This window comes from Paraburkholderia atlantica (assembly GCF_000092885.1).
GTDB lineage: Bacteria > Pseudomonadota > Gammaproteobacteria > Burkholderiales > Burkholderiaceae > Paraburkholderia > Paraburkholderia atlantica.
On the sequence record NC_014118.1, the window covers coordinates 2,086,333 to 2,111,083 of the forward strand.

Annotated in this window: 19 protein-coding genes; 14 read left to right on the forward strand and 5 right to left on the reverse strand. The window is 64.3% G+C overall.

The window, feature by feature from the left end:
* The first annotated feature begins 96 nt into the window (after positions 1-96).
* The 4 genes from BC1002_RS25470 (at position 97) to BC1002_RS25485 (ending at position 6,611) form a co-directional block, all read left to right on the forward strand.
* Positions 97-1,317 (forward strand): pyridoxal-phosphate-dependent aminotransferase family protein, encoded by a 1,221-nt coding sequence (locus tag BC1002_RS25470; protein WP_013092880.1) that lies wholly within the window; start codon positions 97-99, stop codon positions 1,315-1,317.
* 174 nt (positions 1,318-1,491) lie between these two features.
* Complete coding sequence (locus tag BC1002_RS25475; RefSeq protein WP_013092881.1) at positions 1,492-2,778, forward strand: MFS transporter; 1,287 nt, start codon at positions 1,492-1,494, stop codon at positions 2,776-2,778.
* Positions 2,779-2,781: 3 nt separating this feature from the next.
* Positions 2,782-3,531, forward strand: coding sequence for a 2-keto-4-pentenoate hydratase (locus tag BC1002_RS25480; protein ID WP_013092882.1), 750 nt, complete (start codon positions 2,782-2,784; stop codon positions 3,529-3,531).
* Between the two features lie 47 nt (positions 3,532-3,578).
* Complete coding sequence (locus BC1002_RS25485; protein ID WP_013092883.1) at positions 3,579-6,611, forward strand: FAD-binding and (Fe-S)-binding domain-containing protein; 3,033 nt, start codon at positions 3,579-3,581, stop codon at positions 6,609-6,611.
* Between the two features lie 7 nt (positions 6,612-6,618).
* On the opposite strand, the gene BC1002_RS25490 is transcribed toward BC1002_RS25485, so the two are convergent.
* Positions 6,619-7,554 carry a helix-turn-helix domain-containing protein gene (locus tag BC1002_RS25490; RefSeq protein WP_013092884.1) on the reverse strand — a complete coding sequence of 312 codons (936 nt, stop codon included), beginning with the start codon at positions 7,552-7,554 and terminating at the stop codon, positions 6,619-6,621.
* Between the two features lie 192 nt (positions 7,555-7,746).
* Between BC1002_RS25490 and BC1002_RS25495 the strand changes: the two genes are divergently transcribed.
* The 4 genes from BC1002_RS25495 to BC1002_RS25510 all read left to right on the forward strand — a co-directional run bounded on the left by BC1002_RS25495 (position 7,747) and on the right by BC1002_RS25510 (position 12,159).
* The gene (locus BC1002_RS25495; RefSeq protein WP_013092885.1) at positions 7,747-8,643 is read left to right on the forward strand and encodes a DMT family transporter; all 897 of its coding nucleotides are present in this window, start codon (positions 7,747-7,749) and stop codon (positions 8,641-8,643) included.
* Between the two features lie 269 nt (positions 8,644-8,912).
* Positions 8,913-11,096: an NHL repeat-containing protein gene (locus BC1002_RS25500; protein ID WP_013092886.1), complete on the forward strand. Its 2,184-nt coding sequence runs from the start codon at positions 8,913-8,915 to the stop codon at positions 11,094-11,096.
* A 94-nt stretch (positions 11,097-11,190) separates the two neighbouring features.
* The gene (locus BC1002_RS25505; protein WP_013092887.1) at positions 11,191-11,448 is read left to right on the forward strand and encodes a hypothetical protein; all 258 of its coding nucleotides are present in this window, start codon (positions 11,191-11,193) and stop codon (positions 11,446-11,448) included.
* 111 nt (positions 11,449-11,559) lie between these two features.
* Positions 11,560-12,159, forward strand: a complete 600-nt coding sequence (locus BC1002_RS25510; RefSeq protein ID WP_013092888.1) for a LysE family translocator — start codon at positions 11,560-11,562, stop codon at positions 12,157-12,159.
* Between the two features lie 30 nt (positions 12,160-12,189).
* On the opposite strand, the gene BC1002_RS25515 is transcribed toward BC1002_RS25510, so the two are convergent.
* From BC1002_RS25515 to BC1002_RS25530, 4 genes are all read right to left on the reverse strand, one after another.
* Complete coding sequence (locus tag BC1002_RS25515) at positions 12,190-13,920, reverse strand: FAD-dependent oxidoreductase (protein ID WP_013092889.1); 1,731 nt, start codon at positions 13,918-13,920, stop codon at positions 12,190-12,192.
* Positions 13,921-14,038: 118 nt separating this feature from the next.
* Positions 14,039-15,031: a DedA family protein/thiosulfate sulfurtransferase GlpE gene (locus BC1002_RS25520; protein WP_013092890.1), complete on the reverse strand. Its 993-nt coding sequence runs from the start codon at positions 15,029-15,031 to the stop codon at positions 14,039-14,041.
* Positions 15,032-15,440: 409 nt separating this feature from the next.
* Positions 15,441-15,692 (reverse strand): hypothetical protein, encoded by a 252-nt coding sequence (locus tag BC1002_RS25525; protein ID WP_008921056.1) that lies wholly within the window; start codon positions 15,690-15,692, stop codon positions 15,441-15,443.
* 521 nt (positions 15,693-16,213) lie between these two features.
* On the reverse strand, positions 16,214-17,614 hold the full coding sequence (locus tag BC1002_RS25530; protein WP_013092891.1) for a GntP family permease: 1,401 nt from the start codon (positions 17,612-17,614) through the stop codon (positions 16,214-16,216).
* A gap of 327 nt (positions 17,615-17,941) precedes the next feature.
* Here BC1002_RS25530 and BC1002_RS25535 point away from each other — a divergent pair, with 327 nt between their 5' ends.
* From BC1002_RS25535 to BC1002_RS25565, 6 genes are all read left to right on the forward strand, one after another.
* Complete coding sequence (locus tag BC1002_RS25535; protein WP_013092892.1) at positions 17,942-19,408, forward strand: sigma-54 interaction domain-containing protein; 1,467 nt, start codon at positions 17,942-17,944, stop codon at positions 19,406-19,408.
* Between the two features lie 99 nt (positions 19,409-19,507).
* On the forward strand, positions 19,508-19,771 hold the full coding sequence (locus BC1002_RS25540) for a hypothetical protein (RefSeq protein WP_013092893.1): 264 nt from the start codon (positions 19,508-19,510) through the stop codon (positions 19,769-19,771).
* A gap of 520 nt (positions 19,772-20,291) precedes the next feature.
* Positions 20,292-20,495, forward strand: a complete 204-nt coding sequence (locus tag BC1002_RS25545; RefSeq protein ID WP_013092894.1) for a hypothetical protein — start codon at positions 20,292-20,294, stop codon at positions 20,493-20,495.
* Positions 20,496-20,638: 143 nt separating this feature from the next.
* A complete protein-coding gene (locus BC1002_RS25550) occupies positions 20,639-21,838 on the forward strand; it encodes a serine hydrolase domain-containing protein (RefSeq protein WP_013092895.1) in 1,200 nt (399 codons plus the stop codon).
* Between the two features lie 124 nt (positions 21,839-21,962).
* Positions 21,963-22,262, forward strand: a complete 300-nt coding sequence (locus tag BC1002_RS25555; protein WP_013092896.1) for an H-NS histone family protein — start codon at positions 21,963-21,965, stop codon at positions 22,260-22,262.
* Positions 22,263-23,017: 755 nt separating this feature from the next.
* Positions 23,018-24,619 (forward strand): peptide chain release factor 3, encoded by a 1,602-nt coding sequence (locus BC1002_RS25565; RefSeq protein WP_013092897.1) that lies wholly within the window; start codon positions 23,018-23,020, stop codon positions 24,617-24,619.
* Positions 24,620-24,751 lie beyond the last annotated feature (132 nt).

Below are 24,751 nucleotides of genomic sequence, written 5' to 3' on the forward strand. Positions count from 1 at the left end.
GGTAAACACGGTGCTCAACGAGCATATTTCGTCTTGGGAACGTCACGATTCTTCTGATACAGTTTTTTGAATGCAAAATTCAATTGGAGGAGTCCGATGCTGAAGCTAGATTTTCATCCCGCTGGCCGTCACTTCCTGCAGATTCCGGGGCCGAGTCCGGTGCCCGATCGCATCCTCCGCGCGATGAGCTATCCGACCATCGACCACCGCGGTCCCGAGTTCGGCGAACTGGGTCTCAAGGTGCTCGACGGCATCAAGAAGATCTTCAAGACGCAGCAGCCGGTCGTCATCTATCCGGCGTCCGGCACGGGCGCATGGGAAGCAGCGTTGTCGAATACGCTGAGCCCCGGCGATCACGTGCTGATGTTCGAGACCGGCCACTTCGCGACGCTTTGGAAAAAGATGGCCGAGAAGCTCGGCCTGAAGCCGGAGTTCCTGGGTTTGCCAGGCATCGACGGCTGGCGGCGCGGCGTGCAGCCGCAGATGATCGAAGAGCGTCTGCGCGCCGACACGCAGCATGCGATCAAGGCGGTCTGCGTCGTGCACAACGAAACCTCGACCGGCGTCACGTCCGACATCGCCGCCGTGCGTCGCGCGATCGACGCCGCCGGCCATCCGGCGCTGCTGCTCGTCGACACGATCTCCGGTCTCGCGTGCGCTGACTACCGTCACGACGAATGGGGTGTCGACGTGACCGTGTCGGGCTCGCAAAAGGGCTTGATGCTGCCGCCGGGCATCAGCTTCAACGCGATCTCGCCGAAGGCGATGGCCGCCAACCAGCGCGCAAAGCTGCCGCGCAGCTTCTGGGACTGGTCGGAAATCGTCGAAATGAACAAGACCGGCTACTGGCCGTACACGCCGAACACGAACCTGCTGTATGGCCTGCACGAAGCGATTGAGATGATTCTCGGCGAAGGGCTCGACAATGTGTTCGCGCGTCACGAGCGGCTCGCCGAAGCGACGCGCCGCGCGGTGCGCGCGTGGGGGCTCGAAATCCAGTGCGCCGATCCCGCCGTGTATAGCCCGGTGCTGACGGGCGTGATGATGCCCGACGGCGTCGATGCCGACGCGGTGCGTAAGCTGATCTATGAGCGCTTCGATATGTCGCTCGGCACGGGCCTCGGCAAGATGAAAGGCCGCATGTTCCGTATCGGTCATCTCGGCGATTGCAACGACCTGACGCTGCTCGCGACCCTGGCCGGCTGCGAAATGGGTCTGCGGCTTGCTGGCGTGCCCCTTAAGGAAAGCGGCATGCCTGCCGCTATGGAGTGGTTGAGCCACGCACCGAAGACGCCGGGTTTCAAGGCTGCGGCATAAGCGCCAACAACAGGAAACAAGCCGTAACACCAAGGAGCGCATTTCTCATCGAGCCGCGCGCAGAACGCGGCCATCACAACATGCAATGCGTCCATAACGGCTGTCGCGGCCGACGGGCGACGACGCAGCGCGCCACTTCAGGCGCGCCGTCGACACATGCCACGGAGAGAGAGGATGAAACGGTTTCGTTTGACCAGTGCGACCAGTATCGTTCTAGTGATGCTCTGCATCATGTACTTCATCACGTACCTCGATCGCGTGAACGTCAGCACCGCGGCCGCGGGTTTCGGCAAGGAATTCAATCTCACGCATACGCAGGTCGGCCTCGTGTTCTCGGCCTTCGCGTATCCGTATCTGCTGTTTCAGGTGATCGGCGGCTGGGTCAGCGATCGCTTCGGCGCCCGACGCACGCTGTTGTTCTGCGGCGCGATCTGGGGTCTCGCGACGGTGTTTACGGGCCTCGCGGGCGGACTCGCTTCGTTGCTCGCCGCGCGGCTCGTGCTCGGTTTCGGTGAAGGCGCGACCTTCCCGGCGGCAACATCGGCGATGTCGCGCTGGGTCGCGAAAGAAAAACGCGGCTTCGCGCAGGGCATCACGCACGCGGCGTCACGAGTCGGTAATGCGGTCGCGCCGGCCCTCATCGTGCTGGTGATGACCACCTGGGGCTGGCGCGAATCGTTCTATATCTGCGGCGCGCTAAGCCTGGTGTGGGTCGGCCTGTGGGCGATCACGTTCACCGAGCATCCGAAAGATCATCCGCGCATCACGCCCGAGGAACTCGCGGTGCTGCCCGCGGTGAAGCCGAAAGTCGCAGGCCTGCCGTGGGGCAAGCTGTTTCGCCGCATGACGCCGGTCACGATCGTCTACTTCTGCTACGGCTGGACGCTGTGGCTGTTCCTGAGCTGGATTCCGCTGTACTTCCTGCACAACCATCATCTGCAATTGCAGAAGTCGGCGATCTTCGCGTCGGTCGTGTTCTTTGCCGGCGTGATCGGCGATACGCTCGGCGGCCTCGTCACCGATGCGATCTTCAAGCGCACCGGCAGCCTCAAGCGCGCGCGCAGCTGGATGGTGTCGGTGTGCATGCTGTTTTGCCTGCTGTCGCTGATTCCGTTGATGTTCACGCATGACCTGACGCTGTCGATCGCCTGTCTCGCGTCGGGCTTCTTCTTCGCCGAAATGACGATCGGCCCGATGTGGGCGATCCCGATGGACATCGCGCCGGAATTCTCCGGCACCGCGAGCGGCATGATGAACACGGGCTCGGCGCTGGCCGCGATCATCTCGCCGGTGATGGGCGGCTTTCTGATCGACCACTTCGGCAACTGGGATCTGCCGTTCGTCGGCAGCATGTTGCTGATGGGCCTCGGCGTCGTGCTCGCGTTCCGCATGCAGCCGGAGAGCCGCTTCGAAGCTGGCGCGTCGGAGAAGGCGCAGGCTTCCAGCCGGGTGGGCGTGTAAAACATGACTTCATCACTGAGCCAGCTTCTTGCCGATGCGCGCCGCAGTCGTACGATGCTCGATACGTTGCCGCCGGAACAGCTTCCTTCTGCTGCCGACGCCGCCTACGCAATTCAGCACGAAATCCTGAGCGCGTGCGGCGCGCGAATCGGCGGCTGGAAGATCGGCGCGAAATCGGCGAGCGGACCGATTCAAGGCGCTCCATTGCCCGACACGGATCTGCACGCCGATGGCGCGCGTCTGTCGCGCGAAGGTCTCGCGCCGCTCGGGCTCGAACTCGAAGTCGCGTTTCGTTTCGGCCGGCGTTTCGAGCCTTCCGCGACGCCGTACGGCGAAGATGAAGTGCTCGCGGGCATCGGCTCGATCGGCGCGACCATCGAGATCGTCGCGAGCCGCTATGCCGCGTGGCCCGCCATCGACAAACTCGCGCAGCTCGCGGACCTGCAGAATCACGGCGCGCTGATCGTCGGTGAATTCACGCGGTATCGCGAGGATTTTCCCTACGTCGCGCCGTCGCTGCGTTTCGAGTTCAACGGACGCAATGTCGTCGCAACGACGCCCGCGAATCCTGCCGGCGATCCGCGACGGCTGTTGACGTGGCTCGTCAATCACGCGAGTGCGCGCGGCATTGCGGTGACCCCGGAGATCGTGATCACCGCCGGTTCATACACCGGCATGTTCTTTCCGCGCGAGGCGGGCAACGTGAGCGGGCATATCGAAGGACTCGCGCCGGTGCATCTGACGCTGTACTAGGTAATTCGAGCCGCGCGGCTCAGGCGCGCTCCTCACAGGCCGACGAAATGACGAATCCCACTGCGGGCTTGCTCGTCAAGCCGATTCATCTGGTCCCCTCCGCCGCGCGCGCAAAGAGTCCGCTCGCGCAGCATCTGCGCAAAGCGCTGCGCGGCGACGTGCTGTTCGATCTTGCGAGCCGCGGCCGCTACTCGACCGATGCGTCGATCTATCAGATCACGCCGGTCGGCGTCGTGGTGCCGCGCGATCAGGATGATCTGCGCATCGCGCTCGAGATCGCGCGCAGCGAGAAGGTACCGCTGCTCGCGCGCGGCGCGGGCACGAGCCAGTGCGGGCAGACGGTCGGCGAAGCGCTGGTGATCGATACGAGCAAGTGGTTGAACAACATCGTCGTGTTCGATGCCGATGCGCGCACCGTCACGGTCGAGCCCGGCGTCGTGCTCGATCATCTGAATGCGTGGCTGAAGCCGCATGGACTGTGGTTCCCGGTCGATGTTTCGACGGCCGCGCAGTGCACGATCGGCGGCATGGCCGGCAACAACTCGTGCGGCTCGCGCTCGATCGAATACGGCAACATGGTTCACAACGTCGACGCGATCGACGCGATTCTCGCCGACGGCAGCGAAGCGCACTTCGCGTCGCTGCGCGAGGCGCCGCAAGGCGAGCGCTTGCAGCAGATCGTCGCTGGTGTCACGCGGATCGCGCAGCGTGAGCGTGATGAAATCGTCGCGCGCGTGCCGAGGGTGCTGCGCCGCGTGGCGGGCTACAACATCGATCTGTTCGACTGCCAGAATCCGCGCGCCTATACCGATGACGGCAGCGCGAACCTCGCGCATCTGCTGGTCGGCTCGGAAGGCACGCTCGCATTCAGCCGGCAGATCACGCTGAGGCTCGCGCCGCTGCCCGCTCATAAAACGCTTGGCGTGGTCAACTTTCCCACCTTCCGGCAGTCGATGGCGATCACGCAGCACATCGTCAAGCTGAAGCCGGTCGCGGTCGAACTCGTCGATCGCACGATGATCGATCTCGCGTTGAGCAATCCCGCATTTCGTCCGGTGATCGAGAAGGCGCTGGTCGGCGAGCCCGAGGCCATTCTGCTCGTCGAGTTCGCGGGCGAGGATCGCGACGCGCAGCTTGCGTCGCTGAAGCAGTTGACCGAATTGATGGGCGAACTGGGCTTGCCCGATGCGGTCGTCGAGATGCCGGACGCGAATGCGCAAAAAGCACTGTGGGAAGTGCGCAAGGCCGGGCTCAACATCATGATGAGCATGAAGGGCGACGGCAAGCCCGTGTCTTTCATCGAAGATTGCGCGGTGCCGCTCGAACATCTGGCCGACTACACGAGCCGGCTGACCGAAGTGTTTCATCGTCACGGCACCGAGGGCACCTGGTACGCGCATGCGAGCGTCGGCACGCTGCACGTGCGGCCCATTCTCGACATGCGCCGCGACGGCGCAACGAAGATGCGCGCGATCGCCGAAGAAGCGGCCGCGCTGGTGCGCGAGTACAAGGGCGCGTATTCCGGCGAGCATGGCGACGGTCTGTGCCGCGGCGAATGGGTCGCGTGGCAATACGGGCCGCGGCTTAACGAAGCGTTCAGCGAGATCAAGGCGCTGTTCGATCCGGACAATCGCTTCAATCCCGACAAGATCGTGCGTCCGCCTAAGATGGACGACACGCGTAATTTCCGCTTCGCGCCGGGCTATCGCGAACAACGCATCGAAACGGTGCTCGACTGGTCGACGTGGAACGTGAAGCGCGATCCGCTGACGGGAGAAGAAAGCGCGCCCGGCAGCGGCGACGATCTGAGCGGCGGCCTCGCGAAGGCGGTCGAGATGTGCAACAACAACGGCCACTGTCGCAAGTTCGACGCGGGCACGATGTGCCCGAGCTATCGCGTGACGAAGGACGAGCAGCATCTGACGCGCGGGCGGGCCAACACGTTGCGGCTCGCGATTTCAGGCCAGCTCGGCGAAAGCGGGCTCGCGAGCGATGACGTGAAGGAAACGCTCGACCTGTGCGTATCGTGCAAGGGCTGCAAGCGCGATTGCCCGACCGGCGTCGATATGGCGAAGTTCAAGATCGAGGCGCGGGCGGCGCGGGTGAAGACGCATGGAGTGCGGCTGCGCGACAGGCTCGTCGCGTTCATGCCGCGCTATGCGGGCGCGGCGAGCCGCATGCCGGGACTGGTGGCGCTCGCGGACAATGTGCCGGTGCTGTCGACGTGGTTCAAGCGTTCTATCGGGTTCGCTGCCGAGCGGAGTCTGCCTCGGTTCAAGAAGGCGTTTCTGGCCGATGCGGTGTCCACGAAGCCTGCACGCCATGCTGCGCAGCCGTCCGCGCTGAAAGAAGTGCTGCTGTTCGTCGATACCTTCAATAACCACCTGGAGCCAGACAACGCGCGTGCCGCGCAACAGGTGCTCGAAGCGGCGGGATATACGGTCCACTTCAACGCACGGCCGGAAGAGCGCCCCGTGTGTTGCGGCCGCACGTTTCTTGCGGCGGGTCTTGTCGATGAAGCGAAACATGAAGCGCGGCGCATGCTCGATCTGTTCGGGCCGTTCGTCGAACGCGGCGTGCCGGTGGTGGGGCTGGAGCCATCGTGTCTGCTATCGTTGCGCGACGAATTCCTGCAGTACGGTTTCGGCGACGAAGCGCGGCGCCTCGCGCAGCACGCGTTTCTATTCGAGGAATTCCTCGTGCGCGAACAAAAGGCCGGACGTTTACAGCTCAAATTGAAACCGCTGCCGATGCAACAGGCGCTCGTGCACGGCCATTGCCATCAGAAAGCGTTCGATGCGTTCACGCCGGTGCAGACCGTGCTGAAGTGGATTCCCGAATTGAAGGTATCGACGATCGAATCGTCGTGCTGCGGCATGGCCGGCAGCTTCGGCTATGAAGCGGAGCACTACGCGACGTCGCAGGCGATGGCGGAGCTATCGCTGCTACCCGCGGTGCGCAAACTCGACGCCGCCACCGTGATGGTCGCCGATGGCACCAGCTGCCGGCATCAGATTCACGATGGGGCGGGCGTCGACGCGATCCACGTCGCGCGCGTGCTGGCGATGGCGCTGCAATGACGCGAAGCTAACCGGAAAGCGAAACTGAAACCCCGATAGCCTGCCGAAACCCACTCGGCGTCACCCCGACAGCCTCGCGAAACCGGTGGCTAAAGTGACTCGCGTTCGCATAGCCGCATTGCCCGGCGATCTGCGCGAGCGGCAACGTGGTCGTGCGCAGCAGCGTACGCGCGCGGTCGAGCCGTTGCCGCGCGATCCACGCGGCCGGCGGCAGCCCGAACGACTCGCGAAACATCCGCGCAAGATGAAACTCCGATAGCGCCGCGACACCCGACAACTCACCGAGCGTCAACGGCTGCGCGAGATGACTGTCGATATAGTCGCGCAGCCGGCGCCGCGTCGCGGCCGAGAGCCCGCCCTTCAGCGCCACGTTCGCGCGCCGCACGCCTTGTCCGCGCAACAGCAGGCTCAGCACTTCGTGCGCGGTCTCGTTGGTGCGCAGCAGACCGTCGGGACTTTCCCACTCCTCGTTGACGAGCGACTGGCACAGACTCGCAATGCGCGGGTCCTCGAAGTAGGTGCGATCGGCGAGCGTCAATTCGCGTGGCTCGCGGTCGAGCTCCTGTACCGCGCGTCGCGTGAAGTGCTCGGGCAGAAAGTACAGGTGCATGAAGTGCATATGGCCGCGCACCCACCAGCGCGATTCGTGATCGCCGGGCAGTGCGCACAGCCGCGACGGCGCGCCGTAGTGGCCCGGCATTTTCTGGCGCTCGGTGCGATAGCCGCCGTCCAGATAGCACGACAGCGTGTGATGGCCGGGCCGCTCGTAGACGGTCTCGGCTTCCTTCGTGTCGCGGGTCCATAGCGCGATCGCGAGTCCGTCGCCGAGCCACGCGAAGCGGTCCAGATGCGCGTTCGCACTGGCGAGCGTGTGACAGACCGACTGCAGGCCAAAAGGCAAGCCTGCGGTGGATGGCACGGGGACGGACGGGCTGGCGGTCACGGCGGCGAGCGGTGGTTTTCCGGTGATGAGTAGAGTTGAGCGGCCAGTATACGGCGCGGCCCCGCCGGCCGCTCGTTGCCACGAAAAAGTGCGCAATTCTGGACAATTGCGGGCGGCGGCGCGGTTCCATAGTCGAGCTATCGTCAATGCTGCGCGTGATGGCAGCCTGTCATTGCATTCCGAGGCCCGACCATGAATCTTTTGCTTTATGCCGTCACCGTGCTGATCTGGGGCACCACGTGGATCGCGATCAAGTGGCAACTCGGCGCGGTGCCGCCGCCGGTATCGATTGCGTGGCGTTTCTGGATCGCTGCGCTGCTGCTGTTCGCGCTGCTGCGCATCATGCGCCGGCCGATCTGGCCGCCGCGCGGCGCCTGGCGCTACCTCGCCGCGCAGGGTCTCGCGCTGTTCTGCCTGAATTTCCTGTGCTTCTACTACGCCGAACAGATCGTGCCGAGCGGGCTCGTCGCGGTGGTGTTCTCGACCGCGCCGCTGCTGAACTCGATCAATGGGCGGCTGTTCATGGGCCGGCCGCTGCAGCCGAGCGCGATTGCGGGCGCCTTGCTCGGGCTCGTCGGCATCGTCTGTCTGTTCGTGCAGCAGATGGCCGGGCATCTCGGCGATCACACCGCGTGGCTCGGTCTCGGCATCGCGTTTCTCGGCACGTTGTGCTTCTCGGCCGGCAACCTGCTGTCGAGCCGCATGCAGTCGATGGGCCTGCACCCGTTCGCGACCAATAGCTGGGCGATGCTGATCGGCGCGGCCGTCCTGACGCTCGGTAGTCTGTTCGCCGGCTATTCGTTCGCGGTGGAACCGTCGATGCGCTATCTCGGCGCGCTCGCGTATCTCGCGGTGTTCGGCTCGGTGATCGGCTTCACGGCGTACCTGATGCTGGTCGGCCGTATGGGCCCGGAGCGCGCCGCCTACTGCACGGTGCTGTTCCCGATCGTCGCGCTCGCGGCGTCGACGCTGTTCGAGGGTTACCGGTGGTCCGCGCTCGCGGTGGTCGGTCTGCTGCTCGTCCTGGCCGGCAATCTGGTCGCGTTCGATCTGACGCGACGGATTTTCGTACGTCGCCGACCGGCTTGAACCTGATGCGCATAGCGCTCAAGGTGAGGATTTACAGGAGCAGAAAAAGCGCCCTGAATCTCCGACCGGTGAGGTTTTACGGGAACCGGTTTTTACCGGGTTCATGAAGGGAGGATTTTGTTGGAAACGTAAATCGATGCAAATGGAATGAATTAGGTGGGTCGGCATTCAATTATCATTTTTTTATCAATAAGTTTACTATTTTTATATGAGAGCATAAAAACACCAACTTTTGATGTACGCGTATCGCCTAGCAAGGAACGACCGCCATGAAGCTTTTTCCCCGCCTTGGCTTGGCCGTGGTTCTAATCTATAGCCTGATCTCGCCGAATGTCTCCGCGCAATCCCAATTGAATTACACGACCTCATGGATCGGTAATAGTTTCGGATTTGGCGACGGTAAATGGATGCAGCAGGATATTCAGGCCATTAGCGTCGATGCCAATGGCACCGTTTATACGAATGCGCCGTGGGACGAAAGCGGCAGCGAAATCGCCGCCTATCGCGCGGGCGACAAACTCGCGATCGCCGGTTCGACGCACGGCTGGGGCGCGGCCGGCGGCGACGCGGTGGCGGTGAATCACACGTACCTGTACGCGGCGATGTCGATCGGCAACGAGAACAATGCGCTGGTCGGCGCCGACTATCCGCCGGCCAATCAGACCTGGTACGGCATCACGCGACGCACGCTCGCGAATCTAGCAACCGGTGCGCCGTTTTCCGGCGGCATCGGCAATAGCGCGAACGCGACGAAGAACAGTTTCGTCGCGGTACAAACGGTGAAGACCGGCATCGACGCGGGCATTCGCGGCCTCGCCGCGACCGACAGCGAGCTCTATGTGGCCGACACGTACGGCAACCGGATCGTCGTGCACGACGCGCAATCCATGCAGCCGCTGCGTTCGTGGAGCGTCGCATCGCCCGCGCGCATCGCGATCGACACCGACTCGACGCTGTGGATCATCAGCGGCTTCGGCACAGGCAGCCTGAGCATCCTGCATTACCGTGCAGACGGCACCGCGCTCGCCGGTCCATTGACTCTACCCGCGGGCACCGTGCCGACCGACCTCACGGTCACGCCATCCGGCCAGCTGCTGGTCGCCGACAACGGCGTTTCGCAGCAGATTCTCGTGTTCAACAAAGGCGCGGGCGGCCAGATGCAGGCCGGCACGTCGATCGGCACGCGCAACGGCACTTTCCATCCGGTGCGCGGCGTGCCGGGTGATACGCGTTTCAACGGCATCACTGGCATCGGCGTCGATGCGGCCGGCAATCTGTACGTCGCGCAAAACGGCGAAGGACCGCGTGCGCCGGGCTCGGCATCGGTAGGGCAGGGCGCGGTGCTGGAGAGCTACGTGTACGGCACGCGCGTGCTCAACTGGCGGCTCTACGGCCTGACCTTCGTCGATAGCGGCGCGTTCGATCCGGCCACGCCCGCTTCGATCTACACGGGCTCGAAGCGCTTCACGCTCGATTACAGGCAGCCGGCCGGTCACGAATGGTCATACGCGGCGTTCACGCTCGATCGCTTCGATTACCCCGACGACCCCGCGTTTCACCAGCCGCGCGGCGTGCGCGGCGAACCGATGGTGCGCAGATTCAATGGCCAGCGTTTTCTCTATACGCTCGATCCGGGCGCGCACTATCTGAACGTCTATCGCTTCGATGCCGCGCATGGCGAGATCGCGATTCCGTCGGGAATGCTCGCGCAGAATCCGCTGCCGGGCACCTGGCCCGCCGCGCAACCGACGTACGGCGAATGGCTGTGGCGCGACAGCAATGGCAATGGCACCGTCGACGCAAGCGAGATCAGCGGCAATCCGTCGACCGGCGGCACGGTCGGCAACGGCTTCTGGTGGGTCGACGAACCCGGCAACGTATGGCTCGCCACGCCATTGAGCGGCGTGCGCGAGATGCCGCTGCAAGGTGTCGACTCCGCCGGCAATCCGATCTACACGTACGCGAGTTCGAGGATGTTCGCGATGCCCGCGCCGTTCACGCGGCTAGCGCGGCTCGTCTACGTCGCAGCGACCGACACGATGTATCTGTCCGGTTTCACCAGCGCGATTCCGTGGGACCCGACGCACTGGAAGGAAGCGGGCCCGGTGCTTGCGCGCTACGACAACTGGAGCAGCGGCACGCCGACCCTGACTTATACGATCTCGCTGCCGTGGAACACGCAGAGCGATCCGCAGACCACCACGGTCGGCGTCGCGGTGGCGGGCAACTATATCTTCGTCGCCGAGTTGTACACCGATCGCATCGACGTCTACGACGCGCGCAACGGCACGGCAGTCGGTTATATGACGCCGGGCGCGAGCGTCGGCGGTACGAGCGGCTGGGTCGACGTCTATCTCGGCATCAGCGCGGCGCAGCGCGAAAACGGCGAGTACGTGGTGCTGGTCGAAGACGACGCGCGCGCGAAGCTGCTGATGTATCGCTGGACACCTTGACGTGCGTCGCTGTCGCGCCGAACACGAATAGACGGCGGCGCACGATCGGTATATAACAACTTTACCGATGCACCTAAAGGAGCGATGTTCGATCATGACGCAAGACGTTTCTCCCAAGCCGCCCTCCGACGATCGTCCCGAAATCGAGCAGCTCGACGCGGCGCTCAGTCACGTCGATCAGCAGATGTCGTCGGGTGGCATTGCGTCGGGCGCGGCGAAAGGCATTGTGTACAGTCTGATCGAAACGCTCGGCGCGCTGGTTGGTGATCCCGATCTGCCGGAGCACGCGCGTTCGGGGTACGAAGGGCTGCTGGAGGCCGCACGCGAGTTACGCGCGAAGCTGGAGCGCTGAGCGATGCGCTGAGTGGAACAGCTGAACCCGCGGGTCCTGTCCGCTTCGGCGTAGCCATCGTGCTGTCTGTGCTACAAAAGCGCACTGTGTAACTCACCGTGCGCTTTTTTTATGCTCTCTGCGACCGAGATCGCGTTGCTGGCCACCGGCATCATCGTGGTACTGGTGACGCCCGGACCCACCAACACGCTACTGGCGGCGGCCGGTTTGCGCGCCGGATTGCGCCGCGCGCTGCCGCTGATCGCTGCGGAACTGACGGGCTATCTGGTGTCGATCTCCGCGTGGGGACGCTTCTTCGCGCACGCGGCGCAAGCGTGGCCGTGGCTGCCGTCGCTGCTGCGCGTGGCCGCGAGTGTATATATCGCGTGGCTTGCGCTCGAGATGTGGCGCGCGGCGGTGGCACTGCCCGGCTCGACGCAACGCGCTGGCAACGTGCGCGCGCTGTTCGTCGCGACCTTGCTCAATCCGAAAGGGCTGCTGTTCGGCGGCACGATCTTTCCGGCCGCCGCGTTCATGCATTTGCCCGCTTATCTGCTCGCGATGGGGATGTTCGCGTGCCTCGCCGCGCCGATCGCGCTCGCGTGGATCGGGTTCGGCGCCGCACTCGGCAGCGGACGGCTCGGCTGGCTCGAACCGGCGAAGGTGCAGCGCGGCGCGTCGATCGTGCTCGGCGTGTTTTCGGTGTCGCTCGCGTGGGCCGCGTTGCACTGAAGACGGATGCGTTAGAGACCGCACCGAGACTCACGCACCGAGCGCCATCTCTTCCCCGTTCATCTGCGCCAGCAACTGGTGAATCTGCGCGACGACGGCCGCGCCTTCGCCGACCGCCGCGGCCACGCGTTTCGTCGACCCGGCGCGCGCATCGCCGATCGCATAGACCCCTTCGACCGTAGTCCCGAGATCGCATGCGGTGGCCGAGCCGTCCGCGCTGATGCCGGTCAGCACGAAGCCTTTCGCGTCGAGTTGCACGCCGCAGGTGCGCAGCCATTCGGTGTTCGGGTCCGCGCCTGTGAAGAGGAACAGATGACGCGTGTCGAAGTGATCGACGCCGTCGGGCAGTGGTCGCTTCAGCGCTACCGATACAAGCCCGTCCTCATCGCCGTCGAGCCGGCCGACTTCCGAACCCGGATGCACGAACACGTTCGGCAGCGAGCGGATGCGGTCGATCAGATAGCGCGACATCGTCGCCTCGAAACCGCTGCGGCGGATCAGCACGTGAACCTTGGCCGCGTGCGTCGCCAGATAGACGATCGCCTGACCGGCCGAATTGCCGCCGCCCACCAGCACGACCTCCTGGCGCTTGCACAGCTTCGCCTCGACAGGCGACGCCCAGTAGTAGACGCCACGTCCGTCGAAGCGCTCGAGCCCGTCGAGCGCCGGGCGCCGGTACACGGCTCCGCTCGCGATCACGATCGCCCGCGCGCTGATGTGGCCGCCGCATTTCAGCTCCAGCCGATACGGCGACTCCCCGCAATGCAGCGCCTTCACGTTGACCGGAATCGCGACGTGCGCGCCGAACTTCTGCGCCTGCACGAACGCGCGGCCGGCAAGCGCCTGGCCCGAGATGCCGGTCGGAAAGCCGAGGTAGTTTTCGATGCGTGAGCTTGCGCCTGCCTGGCCGCCCGGCGCGCGGCTGTCGAGCACGATCACCGACAGGCCTTCGGAGGCCGCGTACACGGCCGCGGCAAGTCCCGCCGGCCCCGCGCCGACGATCGCGACGTCGTACACGTACGCGTCGTCGAGATCGGGCAGCAGGCCTAAGCGAGTGGCAAGCTCCGGCATGCTCGGATGACGCAGGACCGAGCCGTCCGGGCAGATCACGAGCGGCATGTCCTCGCGCTGCGCGGCGAACTGCTCGATCAGCCGCAGCGCATCTTCGTCTCGTTCGTCGAGCACTGAATGCGGATGGCCGTTGCGCGACAGGAATCCCTGCAGCATCACGAGCCGCGCGTCATTGCTGTTGCCGACCAGGATCGGACCGCCCGCGCCCTTTTCGATCAGCGACACGCGCCGCAGAATCAGAGCGCGCATGATGCGCTCGCCGAGTTCCGCTTCGGCAACGATCAGCGCGCGCAGGCGATCGGGCGGAATCAGCAGCGCTTCGACGTCGCTGGTCGCGAGGCCGTTCACTAGCGAGGGCTTGCCCGACAGCTGCCCGACCTCGGCCAGGAAATGTCCGGCGCCGCGCTCGCTGATCACATGCTCGCGGCCGATGCCGTCACGCTGATAAACCTTCACGCGCCCTTCGAGCAGCACGAACATGCCGGGGCCGGTGTGGCCGGTCTCGAACAGCAACTCGCCGGACTTCCAGCGACCAATTTCACCGAAGCGGCGCAGCCGGTCGATCTCGGCGCCAGTGAGTTCCGGAAACATCTGATGCATCCGTGTCGACAGCGACGAAAACGGCGCGTCGGCAACGACTCCCTGCTGTCCTGCTACCTCTTGAGTCGAAACGTCTTGAGTCGAAAGCATTGAACCGCTCCTTCGATGTTCATCGCACGATTGAACGCAAGGCAACGCAATGCGCGCTCGCACGCCGGGACGAGCTGTGCCGCGCGCGTGAGGGGGACGATGCCGCCGCTAATTTCTACTAGACGGCTTTGGGCGCGATATCGTCGACCGTGACTTCCGGCGGCGGCATTTCGGGCAGCGAGTCGACCGGCTTGCCCGAGTCGCGCCAGGCTTCCATGCCGCCGCGCAGCGGCAGCACGTCGGAGAAACCGGCTTCGGTGAGCTGCTTGGCCATCCATGCCGCGGAAATCTCGTTCGGGCAGGAGCAGTAGATCACGAGCTTCTGATCGCGTGGATAGGAGGCGACGATGCCGTCGAGTTGCCGTTCGTCGGCGAATTGCGCGCCTGGAATTACGAACGGATCGAGCTTGCGCTTCTCCTGCGAACGGATGTCGAACACGACCGGTGCCTGACCAGCCTTGAACAGCGTCGCGAGTTCGTCGACTTCGATGCGCGCGGACGCGAGCTTCGCAATCAACTGACGGCGGCGGACCCACCGGTACGCCGCGTACAGCGCCAGTAACGCGACGACGACCACCGCCGCCGTGCGCCCGAGCCGCCCGGCGATTGCGAACAGCATGTCGATCTGCCGCGCGAACAGCGCGCCGATGATCAGGCCGGTGCCGGACCACAGCGCGGCGCCGACGCCATCGTAGGTGAGGAAGGTGCGGTAGCGCGTGCCCATCGCGCCGGCCATCGGGATCGACACGATCGACAGCCCCGGCACGAACTTCGCGACCGCGAGCACGCGCACGCCCCAGCGGCCGAAGAAGCGCTCGGTCTTTTTCACGCAGGTGTCGCGCGACAGCGACAGCCGGCAGATCGTCTTCAGCGTATTGCCGCCGTAGATGCGGCCCGCAACGTACCAGGCGCTGTCGCCGATCAGCGTCGCGAAGATCGACAGCACGAGGACCGGCAGCAACTGCGAGCCGACCGAGCCGGGGTGCATTGCGGCCATCGCGCCGAACAGCACGAGCGACGGCATGGCGGGCACCGGCAGCCCGAGCGCGGCGGCTAGCACGTTCGCGAAGACGAGCGCTGGTCCATATTGCGCGACGAGGTCATGTAGCATCGGTTTAACATCCGCGGCCCTTGCGGGCGCAGCGCGGTAAGGAACGCAAAGGGGAATGCAAGGATTATGGACGTATTTTCAAGACGTGCAACCGACCCGGAAGCCGGCAGGTCTTCTGGCTGCGATCAGGTCCGCATATATGGCCGCATGCCCCGATACACAAGCGTGACGACCGCTTGTGACAAGTGGTTGAAGGCCGGGTAAGGATGCTCGACGAGGCGCGCGCAAGCGTTTGCAGAAACCCGTAGGAAAGCGGGGATTGGCGGTTCGAGCGGAACAGATGGAGGCATGGCGACGCGCGCGGGCGCGCCCAATGCGAATCATCCCGCGCTGACGCGTAAAGGCGCGACGCAACCGGCGCGCGAGGCTGACGAGTCACGCGACGACGATGATACGCCGCGCCCCTGCTTCACTGACGATGATTGTGCTGTTCGCCCGGCAACTCGGCGCCATGCGCGCGGATCGCGGCGATCAGTTCCGCAGGCGTGATTTCGTAGCGCACTTCACGATGTATGCCCGGCTTGCGCTCATCGACCTCGATCAGCAGGATGCCTTTGCCGTCTTCGGTCGATTCGAGGCGCAGCGAGCGAAGTTCGCGCGCCGTTGCGTCGTCGTATTCGGTGAGCAGGGCCATTGACCCGGAAGACCCGGTAATGCGCATCGAAGTTGTCCTTGTTGCGTTGGTGATGGAAACATTGTACGGGGCGGATGGCTTGCCGTCTGCCGCGTCGTCGTGCCGTGTTGCGTCTGCCTCCGTCTCTATCTCGCCCGGGTTTTAGTCGAGTGTGATCGCGCCGCTAGCGCATTCGCGGTTGCGGAGCGAGCAACCAGTTTAACGCGACTCCTCGGTGCGACGGATGCATTTTTCATGCCCCTCGGCGGCGACTTGCGTTCCGGTTTTGTCATCCGGGTGACGCGGGCGCGGGCTAGGCAGCGTCCGGCGACAATCTCGCCGTTGTTGGCGTCGCTCCCGGATTCCCTCACCTTTCGCGCACGAATCGCGCGCTGAAAAAAATAGCCCGTCCGGATGAGGACGGGCCGTTAAACGCCGTTGTTACTCGGGTCAGCCTGCCCTTGCAACATTGGGCGCTGACGACTCCATCCTCGTGCTTCGTAGGCGGACTGTCGAGGTGGGACTAATGCGGATCTATCAGATCAAAGTGCTGCTTTCCGGTTCGACGTTCACACGAGGCCGGTCGTGTAATAGACCAGGATCACGAAGAAGACGGCGAGCGTCTTGATCACCGTGACCGCGAAGATGTCGCGATACGACTGCCGGTGCGTGAGACCCGTCACCGCTAGCAGCGTGATCACCGCGCCGTTGTGCGGCAGCGTATCCATGCCGCCGCTCGCCATCGCGACCACGCGATGCAGGACTTCGAGCGGAATGTTCGCGGCCTGCGCGCCCTTGATGAACGTATCGGACATCGCGGCGAGCGCAATGCTCATACCGCCCGATGCCGAACCCGTGATACCCGCCAGCGTGCTCACCGACACCGCGGCGTTGACCAGCGGATTCGGAATGCTTTTCAGCGCATTGCTGACAACGAGAAAGCCCGGCAGCGCGGCGATCACACCGCCGAAGCCGTATTCCGACGCGGTATTGAGCGACGCCAGCAGCGCGCCCGCCACCGCTGCCTTCGTGCCGACCGCGAAGCGGTGGCTGACGCGGCGGAACGCCGTCAAGATGACCATGATGATGCCGAGCAGCAGCGCGCCCAGCACGGCCCAGATCCCAACGAGGGCTTTGACGCTCGTTTCGACCGGCGCATGCAGGCCCGGCAGGATCTCCGGCGTGACCGTGAAGGACGGGCCGTACCAGGTCGGAATCCAGCGCGTCAGCATGAAGTTCGCGACGCCGACCACGATGAGCGGCGCGATCGCCAGCAGCGGATGCGGCAGCTCTTTGGATTCGACGCGCTCCGGCTCGTTGACGAGTTCGGTGCCGTAACCCTCGCCGGTCGCCATCGCGCTGCGGCGCCGCCATTCCAGATATGTCAGACCCACCACAATGATGAACAGCGAGCCGAGCACGCCGAGCGTCGGCGCGGCCCACGAGGTGGTCTTGAAGAACGTCGTCGGGATGATGTTCTGGATCTGCGGCGTGCCGGGCAGCGAGTCCATCGTGAACGAGAACGCGCCGAGGGCGATCGCGCCGGGCATCAGCCGCTTCGGAATGTTGCTCTGGCGATACAGTTCGGCCGCGAACGGATAGACCGCGAACACGACGACGAACAGCGACACGCCGCCGTAGGTGAGCAGCGCGCACACCGCGACGATCACCGCGTTCGCGCGCGAGCGGCCGATATAGCGGATCGCGGCCGCGACGATCGACTCGGAGAAGCCCGACAGCTCGATCACCTTGCCGAACACGGCGCCGAGTAGAAACACGGGGAAGTACAGCTTCACGAAGCCGACCATCTTGTCCATGAAGATGCTCGTGAAGACCGGCGCGACGGCGGCGGGCTCGGTGAGCAGGACGGCGGCGAGCGCCGCGATCGGCGCGAACAGGATTACGCTGTAGCCGCGATACGCGGCCAACATCAGAAACGCCAGCGCGGCGATAACGATGAGAAAGGTCATTGAGTCTCCATAGCCTGGTTGTTCTACCTTTTTGCCGTCCTGATCAAGCGACGGCGCGGCGCGGTCGAAATGCAGATTCCATGCCATGCCCGGCGTTTTGTCGCTGAAGCGCTGAGGCGCCTGGCGCGGGCGTGCAGCGGTGGCCCGAGGCATCGTTGGCGGATTGTACCCAGGTGTCTCCAAAACGGGACTTCAATGCGGTGAAGATCGCCGAAACCAGGGTAAGTCATAATGCATAAGGGCTGTCGCCTGTCTCTATTTGGAGATAAATTCGTCTAGAAATTGAGATTGATTAGAAACAAAACGGTAAGCGGAGACAGCGACAGCATGATGACCGACTGGACGGGCCTGCCCGCCACCTATGACGACGTGCTTCGTCGGGCGATGGAATCGCTGTTTCGCACGTTCGAAAACTTCAGTGAAGGCACCTTCATCGTAGACGGGCAAGCGCGCGTTGTCTGGATCAATAAGCGGTATGCGGCACGCTTCGGCTTTTCGGACCCGCAACAGGCGATCGGCCGCGATTGCGAAGCGGTGATCCCGAACAGTCTGATGCGCGAGGTCGTCAACACCGGCAAGCCGATCCTGCTCGACATCATGGAGACCGATCGCGAGCCGCTGGTCGTCACGCGCCTGCCGCTGAAGGACGATGCCGGCGCGACGATCGGCGCGGTCGGCTTCGCGCTGTTCGACGAGCTGAAAGCGCTGTCGCCGCTGTTTTCGCAGTACTCGCGGCTGCAGCAGGAGCTGATCGCGACGCGCCAGTCGCTCGCGCAGGCGCGCCGCGCGCGCTATACGTTCGGCAGCTTCGTCGGCACGAGCGCGGCATCGCTCGAAGTGAAGCGCCAGGCGCGGCGCGCGGCGCAACTCGAAGCGCCGGTGCTGCTGCTCGGCGAAACCGGCACTGGCAAGGAGCTGCTCGCGCATGCGATTCACGGCGGCTCGGCGCGCGCGCATAAGCCGCTCGTCAGCGTCAACGTCGCGGCGATTCCCGACACGCTGCTCGAAGTCGAATTCTTCGGCGCCGCACCCGGCGCGTACACCGGCGCCGATCGCAAGGGGCGGGTCGGCAAGTTCGAGCTCGCCAACGGCGGCACGCTGTTTCTCGACGAAATCGGCGACATGCCGCTGCCATTGCAGGGCAAGCTGCTGCGCGTACTGCAGGACAAGGAGTTCGAGCCGCTCGGCTCGAACCGCGTCGTGCGTGCGGATGTGCGGATCATCTCGGCGACCTCGGCCGATCTGCCCGCGCTCGTCGCGGCCGGGCGTTTTCGCGCGGACCTGTTCTACCGGCTCAACGTGCTGACGATCCTTGCGCCCGCGTTGCGCGAGCGTCCGTCCGACATCGAGGCGCTCGCCTACGCGATGCTCGAAGATCTGGCCGCGCAGGCCGGCGGCGGCAGCCACTTCGAATTGCACGACGACGCGTTGCGGCTGCTGTGCGCATACGACTGGCCCGGCAATGTGCGCGAACTGCGCAACACGTTGGAGCGCGCAGTGATGCTGTCCGACAGCGAACGCATCGATGCGCGCATGCTCGCGCCGTTCATCGGCTCGGGGCAGGGCGGTGCGGTGCCGCCGACGCGGACCCCGTCTGCCGCGGCCGCCGGCGTGGACGTTGCGGCAACCGCCGAAGCCACTTCGTGGAGCGACGCGATGGCCTCGTTCGAAAAGCGCTTTCTGTGCGACGCGTTGCGCGCGAACGGCGGCCGCGTGATCGACACTGCGAAACAGATCGGCATGGGCCGCGCGACGCTGTACAAGAAGATCGCCGCGCACGGCATCGACGTTTGACGCGCCGCACCCGCCCGGCCGCGCCGCGCGAACTGACGCAGCACGAGGGCAGCGTGGCACAATCGCGAGATCGAAAAACAAGACGTGACCGGGGTCTCCATGAAACGCCTTTCCTTCTTCGCGCGCCACTCGAGGGTCATGCTGGCCGCCGGCGCGATCGTCGTGCTTGGCGGTTGCAGCAGCAGTGCGCCGCTGTTCCTGCTGGACGGCCGCTCAACCACGCTCGTGCAATGCCCGGTCGGTTCCGACTCGTGCTCGCAACAGGCGGCCGCCAGTTGCAATGGCGCGTTCGACGTCGTGCGCCAGTCGAGCCAGGGCAGTACGTTGAGCCTGATCTACGCCTGCCGCGCGACCGCGAAGTAAGCACCTGGGAGCCGCGCCGGTGCAACACCGGCGCACGCGCCTGACCGATTCTTAAGCCGCATTGGTTTTTTTCATCTGTTCCCAGGCATTCCCTGTCAATTCCCGATACGCTCGCGGTTACCACATGGCTGTCATAAATTCATGCGCCTAATGTGTGTCCGATCCACGATTAGCATGCGAATTGGGTTAAGTAAGCCGCGCGCGGCATTTTTACAACGTTGAGTCGCCGCACAGCGATTATCCTTTGCGCCCCGACAACGATTTATCTTTACCTTCGGGGTGTCGAACGAAGTTCAGTGCGGCAGGCAACGGAACGTGAAATTTGACAGCAGTATTCTATTTAAACCGTTGGGAATTTAACTCCGGCGAGAAGAAACTGCCGGTTTTTTCCGGCACAGAAAAAGAAGAGGAAGATTTTCCCGCCACTGGCGGACATTAGTTCGGGCCGCGCGGGCCAACGCGGCTTCATGCTTTCGATTTTTTTGCTTCAACACTAATTCAATAGAATCCGGGGAAAGCAATGAATCATCAGCAACTCGAAAAAGACATCGAGCATCTCGAACAGATAATTTCCCATATTTCGGCAGAAGACCGTATTCCGTTGTCTTACTGGCGAAACCGCCTCCAGCTCGTTTCCGGCGCGGTTATCGTGCCGGCGCAGGCAACTCGCGTCAGACGTCTCGATGCCGCGCTTTGCGCATTGGAAAAACGGCAGAAAGCCTGAATGTCGTCACTGAGTCCGCCAACCGGAATTCGCAATCAGGAAAGCCGTCGTGTGCGCTCTCGCGGGACCAGTTATATCTTGCGGTTTGATTGCCAAAGCGACATGAGCTCGCGCACGCATTCTGTCACCGACACGGGACGAACATGCAGATAGCAGGACTTGCCGCGACCCGGCTCGCGATGCTGACCACCGCGATGCAGGGCTACGTGGAGCGCGGCGAAGTGGCGGGGGTGGTGTCGCTCGTATGGCGGCGCGGCGAAATCGGCTACTTCGAACCGATAGGTCTACGCGACGAAGCCGCGCAATTGCCGATGGAGCGCGACACGCTGTTTCGCATCGCGTCGATGACGAAGCCGGTGACGAGTGCCGCGATCATGATGCTGATCGAGGAAGACCGCCTCGCGCTCGATGCGCCCATTTCGCGGTGGCTGCCCGAGCTTGCGGCGCCGCGCGTGCTGCGTGATCCAAGCGGCCCGCTCCACCAGACCGATCCGATTCGCGCGCCGATCACGGTGCTCGACCTGCTCACGCATCGCGCCGGCTTCGCGTATCACTTCACGGCGACGGGTCCGCTTGCCGAAGCCTACGCCGCGGCTTTCAACGGTTTTGAGGCGAGCGGCGGCAACAGCGCGTGGCTCGCGCGCATCGCCGCACTGCCGCTGATGTTCCAGCCAGGCTCGCGCTGGCACTACGGCGTGGCGACCGACGTGCTCGGCGTGCTGATCGAACGCGTGAGCGGCATGCCGCTCGGCGAGTTTTTCCGCACGCGCATTTTCGAGCCGCTCGGCATGCGCGACACCGCGTTCTGGGTGCCCGACGCGCAACTCGCACGCCTCGCCACCGCGTACAACATCGATCCGGGAACGCGGCGTCGCGTGGTCGAGGATCATCCGGCGGCGAGCCGCTGGGCTAATCCGCGACGCTTTCAGAGTGGCGGCGGCGGGTTGATCTCGACCGCCGAGGACTATCTGCAATTCGCGCAACTGCTGCTCGGGCGCGGCCGCGTCGGCGACACGCGGCTGCTATCGCATCGCTCGGTCGACCTGATGCGCAGCAATTTCCTGAGCCGCGACCAGCGCCGCCTGCCTGCGTTCGGTCACGTGATCTGGGCGGGGCAGGGATTCGGCCTCGGCCTGTCGATCGTCGATGATCCGGCGCAGCAATTGCCGCTCGGCTATCGCTCGCTCGGCTCGTTCGGTTGGCCCGGCGCGTATGGCACGAGCTGGTTCGCCGATCCGGTCGAGAACATGATCGGCCTGATGCTGATCCAGCGCCGCTCGATCGACCCGTTCCCGATGGCCATCGACTTCGAACGCCGCGTCTACGATGCGATCGACGATTGAGCGCGGCCGCCGCGCCTGCGCTCGGCCGCCCGATTCACTATCCTGTGGTTTATTCGTCTGATAGTGTCCGCCAAACATTCATCGCGATTCATCGCAGTGCGTCTAATCGAGGGGGAACACCGGCATGGCCTCTTACAAACAGTTGACTGCGCAACTCGAAAAACTCCATAAGGAAGTCGCAGCAGCGCGCGACAAAGAAGTCGCGCAAGCTATCGCCGATATCAAGCAGAAGATTGCCGAATACGACCTGACCGCCGAAGAACTCGGCTTCACGAGCGCCGCAGCGAAGCCGCGCCGCAAGTCGTCGGCGTCGGCGGTCGCCAAGTACCGCAATCCGAAGACCGGCGAAACCTGGAGCGGCCGTGGGCGGTCGCCGGCCTGGCTGGTCGGGAAAAATCGCGAACGGTTTCTGATCGAAGGTTGACCTCCGCCGTGGATGCCAATGCGTCCTTGTTCTCTGAAGTGATGCGTCGTTTGATTCGTTCCGCACCGTTGCGAAGGTCCCGAAAACGCTCACCTTTGCGTGACGCCTGAACGGGTACAGCGAGATTCACCGACGTATTCGGACTTCGCGGCTTGCTTCGGTGAGCCAGGCTTTGCCGGGCAACGCACCGCGGCGGGTGCGAATCGTCATCCTGTCGCGTCGCCGCGCACCGCTCGCCGAACACCCACGCCAGCCTTTGCTGGCGGGCCTTTCCAGGCGTCGAGCCGGAGCCTGTTCGTAGCGTTGCGACGCTTTACCGCAGTTTTCCCGCATATCGCGATGGTGGTGCGTGCGCCGCAGCAGGTGCGCGCGTGCGCTTCCCGATCCTCACCTTTGACCGCGAATCGGTATCCGTCGCCGCAAGTCCCGAAAACGCTCACCTTTGCCCGCGAGCATGCGCGGCGCGCGCACGCTCGCGCCGTCGCCCCGCCCAGGGCCGCAGCCCTTTCCCCCGGCCGTCGCGCCAGACGTGTATCATTCGCACCTTGCGCCGTTTTTGCGCCAGCGATTCCCGCATGGTCGAACGCTGGGTCGTGACGCGTTCGCCACCCGTTTTCGGACGCGGTGCCAGCATCGGCCGACTCCGGCCCGCGCCCGACTCCCGCAACTCGACGCCGCCGCGCCACGCGCGGCATACCGGCCCGCCCAAAGCCGCCGGGAACCGCCCGAACCCCTTTCCGTGACCGCCAGACCCGATGTCAGTCTCCGAACTTAAACGCCGCCGCACGTTCGCGGTCATTTCCCACCCGGACGCGGGTAAAACCACGCTGACCGAAAAGCTGCTGCTGTTTTCGGGCGCGATCCAGATCGCCGGTACGGTGAAGGGCCGCAAGAGCAACCGCTACGCGACGTCAGACTGGATGGAAATCGAAAAGCAACGCGGCATTTCGGTCGCGAGCTCGGTGATGCAGTTCGAGTACGGCGATTGCGTGATCAACCTGCTCGACACGCCGGGCCACGAGGACTTCTCCGAGGACACCTACCGCGTGCTGACCGCGGTCGACGCCGCCGTGATGGTGATCGACGGCGCGAACGGCGTCGAAGCGCAGACGCTGAAGCTGCTCGAAGTCTGCCGCAGCCGCAAGACGCCGATCGTCACGTTCATCAACAAGCTCGACCGCGAAGTGCGCGAGCCGCTCGAACTGCTCGACGAAATCGAGCAGCACCTCGGCGTGGCGGCGGTGCCGTTCACGTGGCCGATCGGCATGGGCAAGGATTTTCAAGGCGTCTACGACGTCCAGCGCGATCAGGTGCGCGTATTCCGCGCCGGTCAGGACACGGCCGGCGGCGCGGTCGAAACGCTGCAGGCACTGAGCAACGAGGAAGGCGAGCGCCGTTTCGGCCACGCGTGGGTGCGTGCGAAGGAAGAAATCGATCTGATCAGCGGCGCGACGCCCGAATTCGACCGTGAGCAGTTCCTCGCCGGCCAGCAGTCGCCGGTGCTGTTCGGCTCGGCGATCAATAACTTCGGCGTGAAGGAGATTCTCGACGCGCTGGTTGACCTCGCGCCGCCGCCGTCGATGCGCATGACCGTGCAACGTCCGGTACAGCCGGAAGAGTCGAAGTTCACCGGCGTCGTGTTCAAGGTGCAGGCGAACATGGACCTCGCGCACCGCGACCGCGTCGCGTTCATCCGCGTGTGCTCGGGACGTTTCGAGCGCGGCATGGCGGTGAAGGTCACGCGCTCGAACAAGACGTTCCGTGCGAACAACGTGGTCACGTTCCTGTCGCAGCGTCGCGAGACGGTGAGCGAGGCGTATCCGGGCGACATCATCGGTATTCCGAATCACGGCACGCTGAGTCTCGGCGATACGCTGACCGAAGGCGAGCAGCTTCAGTTCGTCGGCCTGCCGTTCTTCGCGCCGGAAATTTTCCAGACCGTCGAAGTGGTCGATCCGATGCGCGCGAAGCAGCTCGGCGAAGCGCTGAAGCAGCTTGGCGAGGAAGGCGCGATCCAGGTGTTCCGTCCTGAAGCGGGCGGTCTGATGATTCTCGGCGCGGTCGGGCAGCTGCAGTTCGAAGTGGTGTCGCACCGTCTGTCGACTGAATACAAGGTCGACGTGCGGATGGCGCCGGCGCGTTACCGGCTGTCACGCTGGGTGACCTGCGACGATGCCGCCGAGTTGCGCCGCTTCACCGATTCGTACTCGGCGCGCATCGCGCTCGATGCGTCCGATGCGCCGACCTATCTGGCCTCGCACGTGTCGGAGATCGAGGTCGCGCAGAAGGCATGGCCGAAGATCGTGTTCAACGAGTTGCGCGAGCACTCGGGGGCGCCGTTCAGGAAGGCGATGTAAAGCCGCGAGTTCGCTGGCTTCGAAGCTAAAAAGCCGCGTCGTTCGACGCGGCTTTTTCTTTTCCGTCGCAACAACGTTCCGCGCCGGCGCGCGACTTCGCCTATGCTGACGGAACCACCCGCCCCGCCGCGA

What these genes read in the sequence shown, in the direction of transcription:
- BC1002_RS25470 (WP_013092880.1), top strand. Translation starts at nt 97, where the DNA reads ATGCTGAAGCTAGATTTTCATCCCGCTGGCCGTCACTTCCTGCAGATT.
- BC1002_RS25475 (WP_013092881.1), top strand. Translation starts at nt 1,492, where the DNA reads ATGAAACGGTTTCGTTTGACCAGTGCGACCAGTATCGTTCTAGTGATG.
- BC1002_RS25480 (WP_013092882.1), top strand. Translation starts at nt 2,782, where the DNA reads ATGACTTCATCACTGAGCCAGCTTCTTGCCGATGCGCGCCGCAGTCGT.
- BC1002_RS25485 (WP_013092883.1), top strand. Translation starts at nt 3,579, where the DNA reads ATGACGAATCCCACTGCGGGCTTGCTCGTCAAGCCGATTCATCTGGTC.
- BC1002_RS25495 (WP_013092885.1), top strand. Translation starts at nt 7,747, where the DNA reads ATGAATCTTTTGCTTTATGCCGTCACCGTGCTGATCTGGGGCACCACG.
- BC1002_RS25500 (WP_013092886.1), top strand. Translation starts at nt 8,913, where the DNA reads ATGAAGCTTTTTCCCCGCCTTGGCTTGGCCGTGGTTCTAATCTATAGC.
- BC1002_RS25505 (WP_013092887.1), top strand. Translation starts at nt 11,191, where the DNA reads ATGACGCAAGACGTTTCTCCCAAGCCGCCCTCCGACGATCGTCCCGAA.
- BC1002_RS25510 (WP_013092888.1), top strand. Translation starts at nt 11,560, where the DNA reads ATGCTCTCTGCGACCGAGATCGCGTTGCTGGCCACCGGCATCATCGTG.
- BC1002_RS25515 (WP_013092889.1), bottom strand. Translation starts at nt 13,920, where the DNA reads ATGCTTTCGACTCAAGACGTTTCGACTCAAGAGGTAGCAGGACAGCAG.
- BC1002_RS25520 (WP_013092890.1), bottom strand. Translation starts at nt 15,031, where the DNA reads ATGCTACATGACCTCGTCGCGCAATATGGACCAGCGCTCGTCTTCGCG.
- BC1002_RS25525 (WP_008921056.1), bottom strand. Translation starts at nt 15,692, where the DNA reads ATGCGCATTACCGGGTCTTCCGGGTCAATGGCCCTGCTCACCGAATAC.
- BC1002_RS25530 (WP_013092891.1), bottom strand. Translation starts at nt 17,614, where the DNA reads ATGACCTTTCTCATCGTTATCGCCGCGCTGGCGTTTCTGATGTTGGCC.
- BC1002_RS25535 (WP_013092892.1), top strand. Translation starts at nt 17,942, where the DNA reads ATGATGACCGACTGGACGGGCCTGCCCGCCACCTATGACGACGTGCTT.
- BC1002_RS25540 (WP_013092893.1), top strand. Translation starts at nt 19,508, where the DNA reads ATGAAACGCCTTTCCTTCTTCGCGCGCCACTCGAGGGTCATGCTGGCC.
- BC1002_RS25545 (WP_013092894.1), top strand. Translation starts at nt 20,292, where the DNA reads ATGAATCATCAGCAACTCGAAAAAGACATCGAGCATCTCGAACAGATA.
- BC1002_RS25550 (WP_013092895.1), top strand. Translation starts at nt 20,639, where the DNA reads ATGCAGATAGCAGGACTTGCCGCGACCCGGCTCGCGATGCTGACCACC.
- BC1002_RS25555 (WP_013092896.1), top strand. Translation starts at nt 21,963, where the DNA reads ATGGCCTCTTACAAACAGTTGACTGCGCAACTCGAAAAACTCCATAAG.
- BC1002_RS25565 (WP_013092897.1), top strand. Translation starts at nt 23,018, where the DNA reads ATGTCAGTCTCCGAACTTAAACGCCGCCGCACGTTCGCGGTCATTTCC.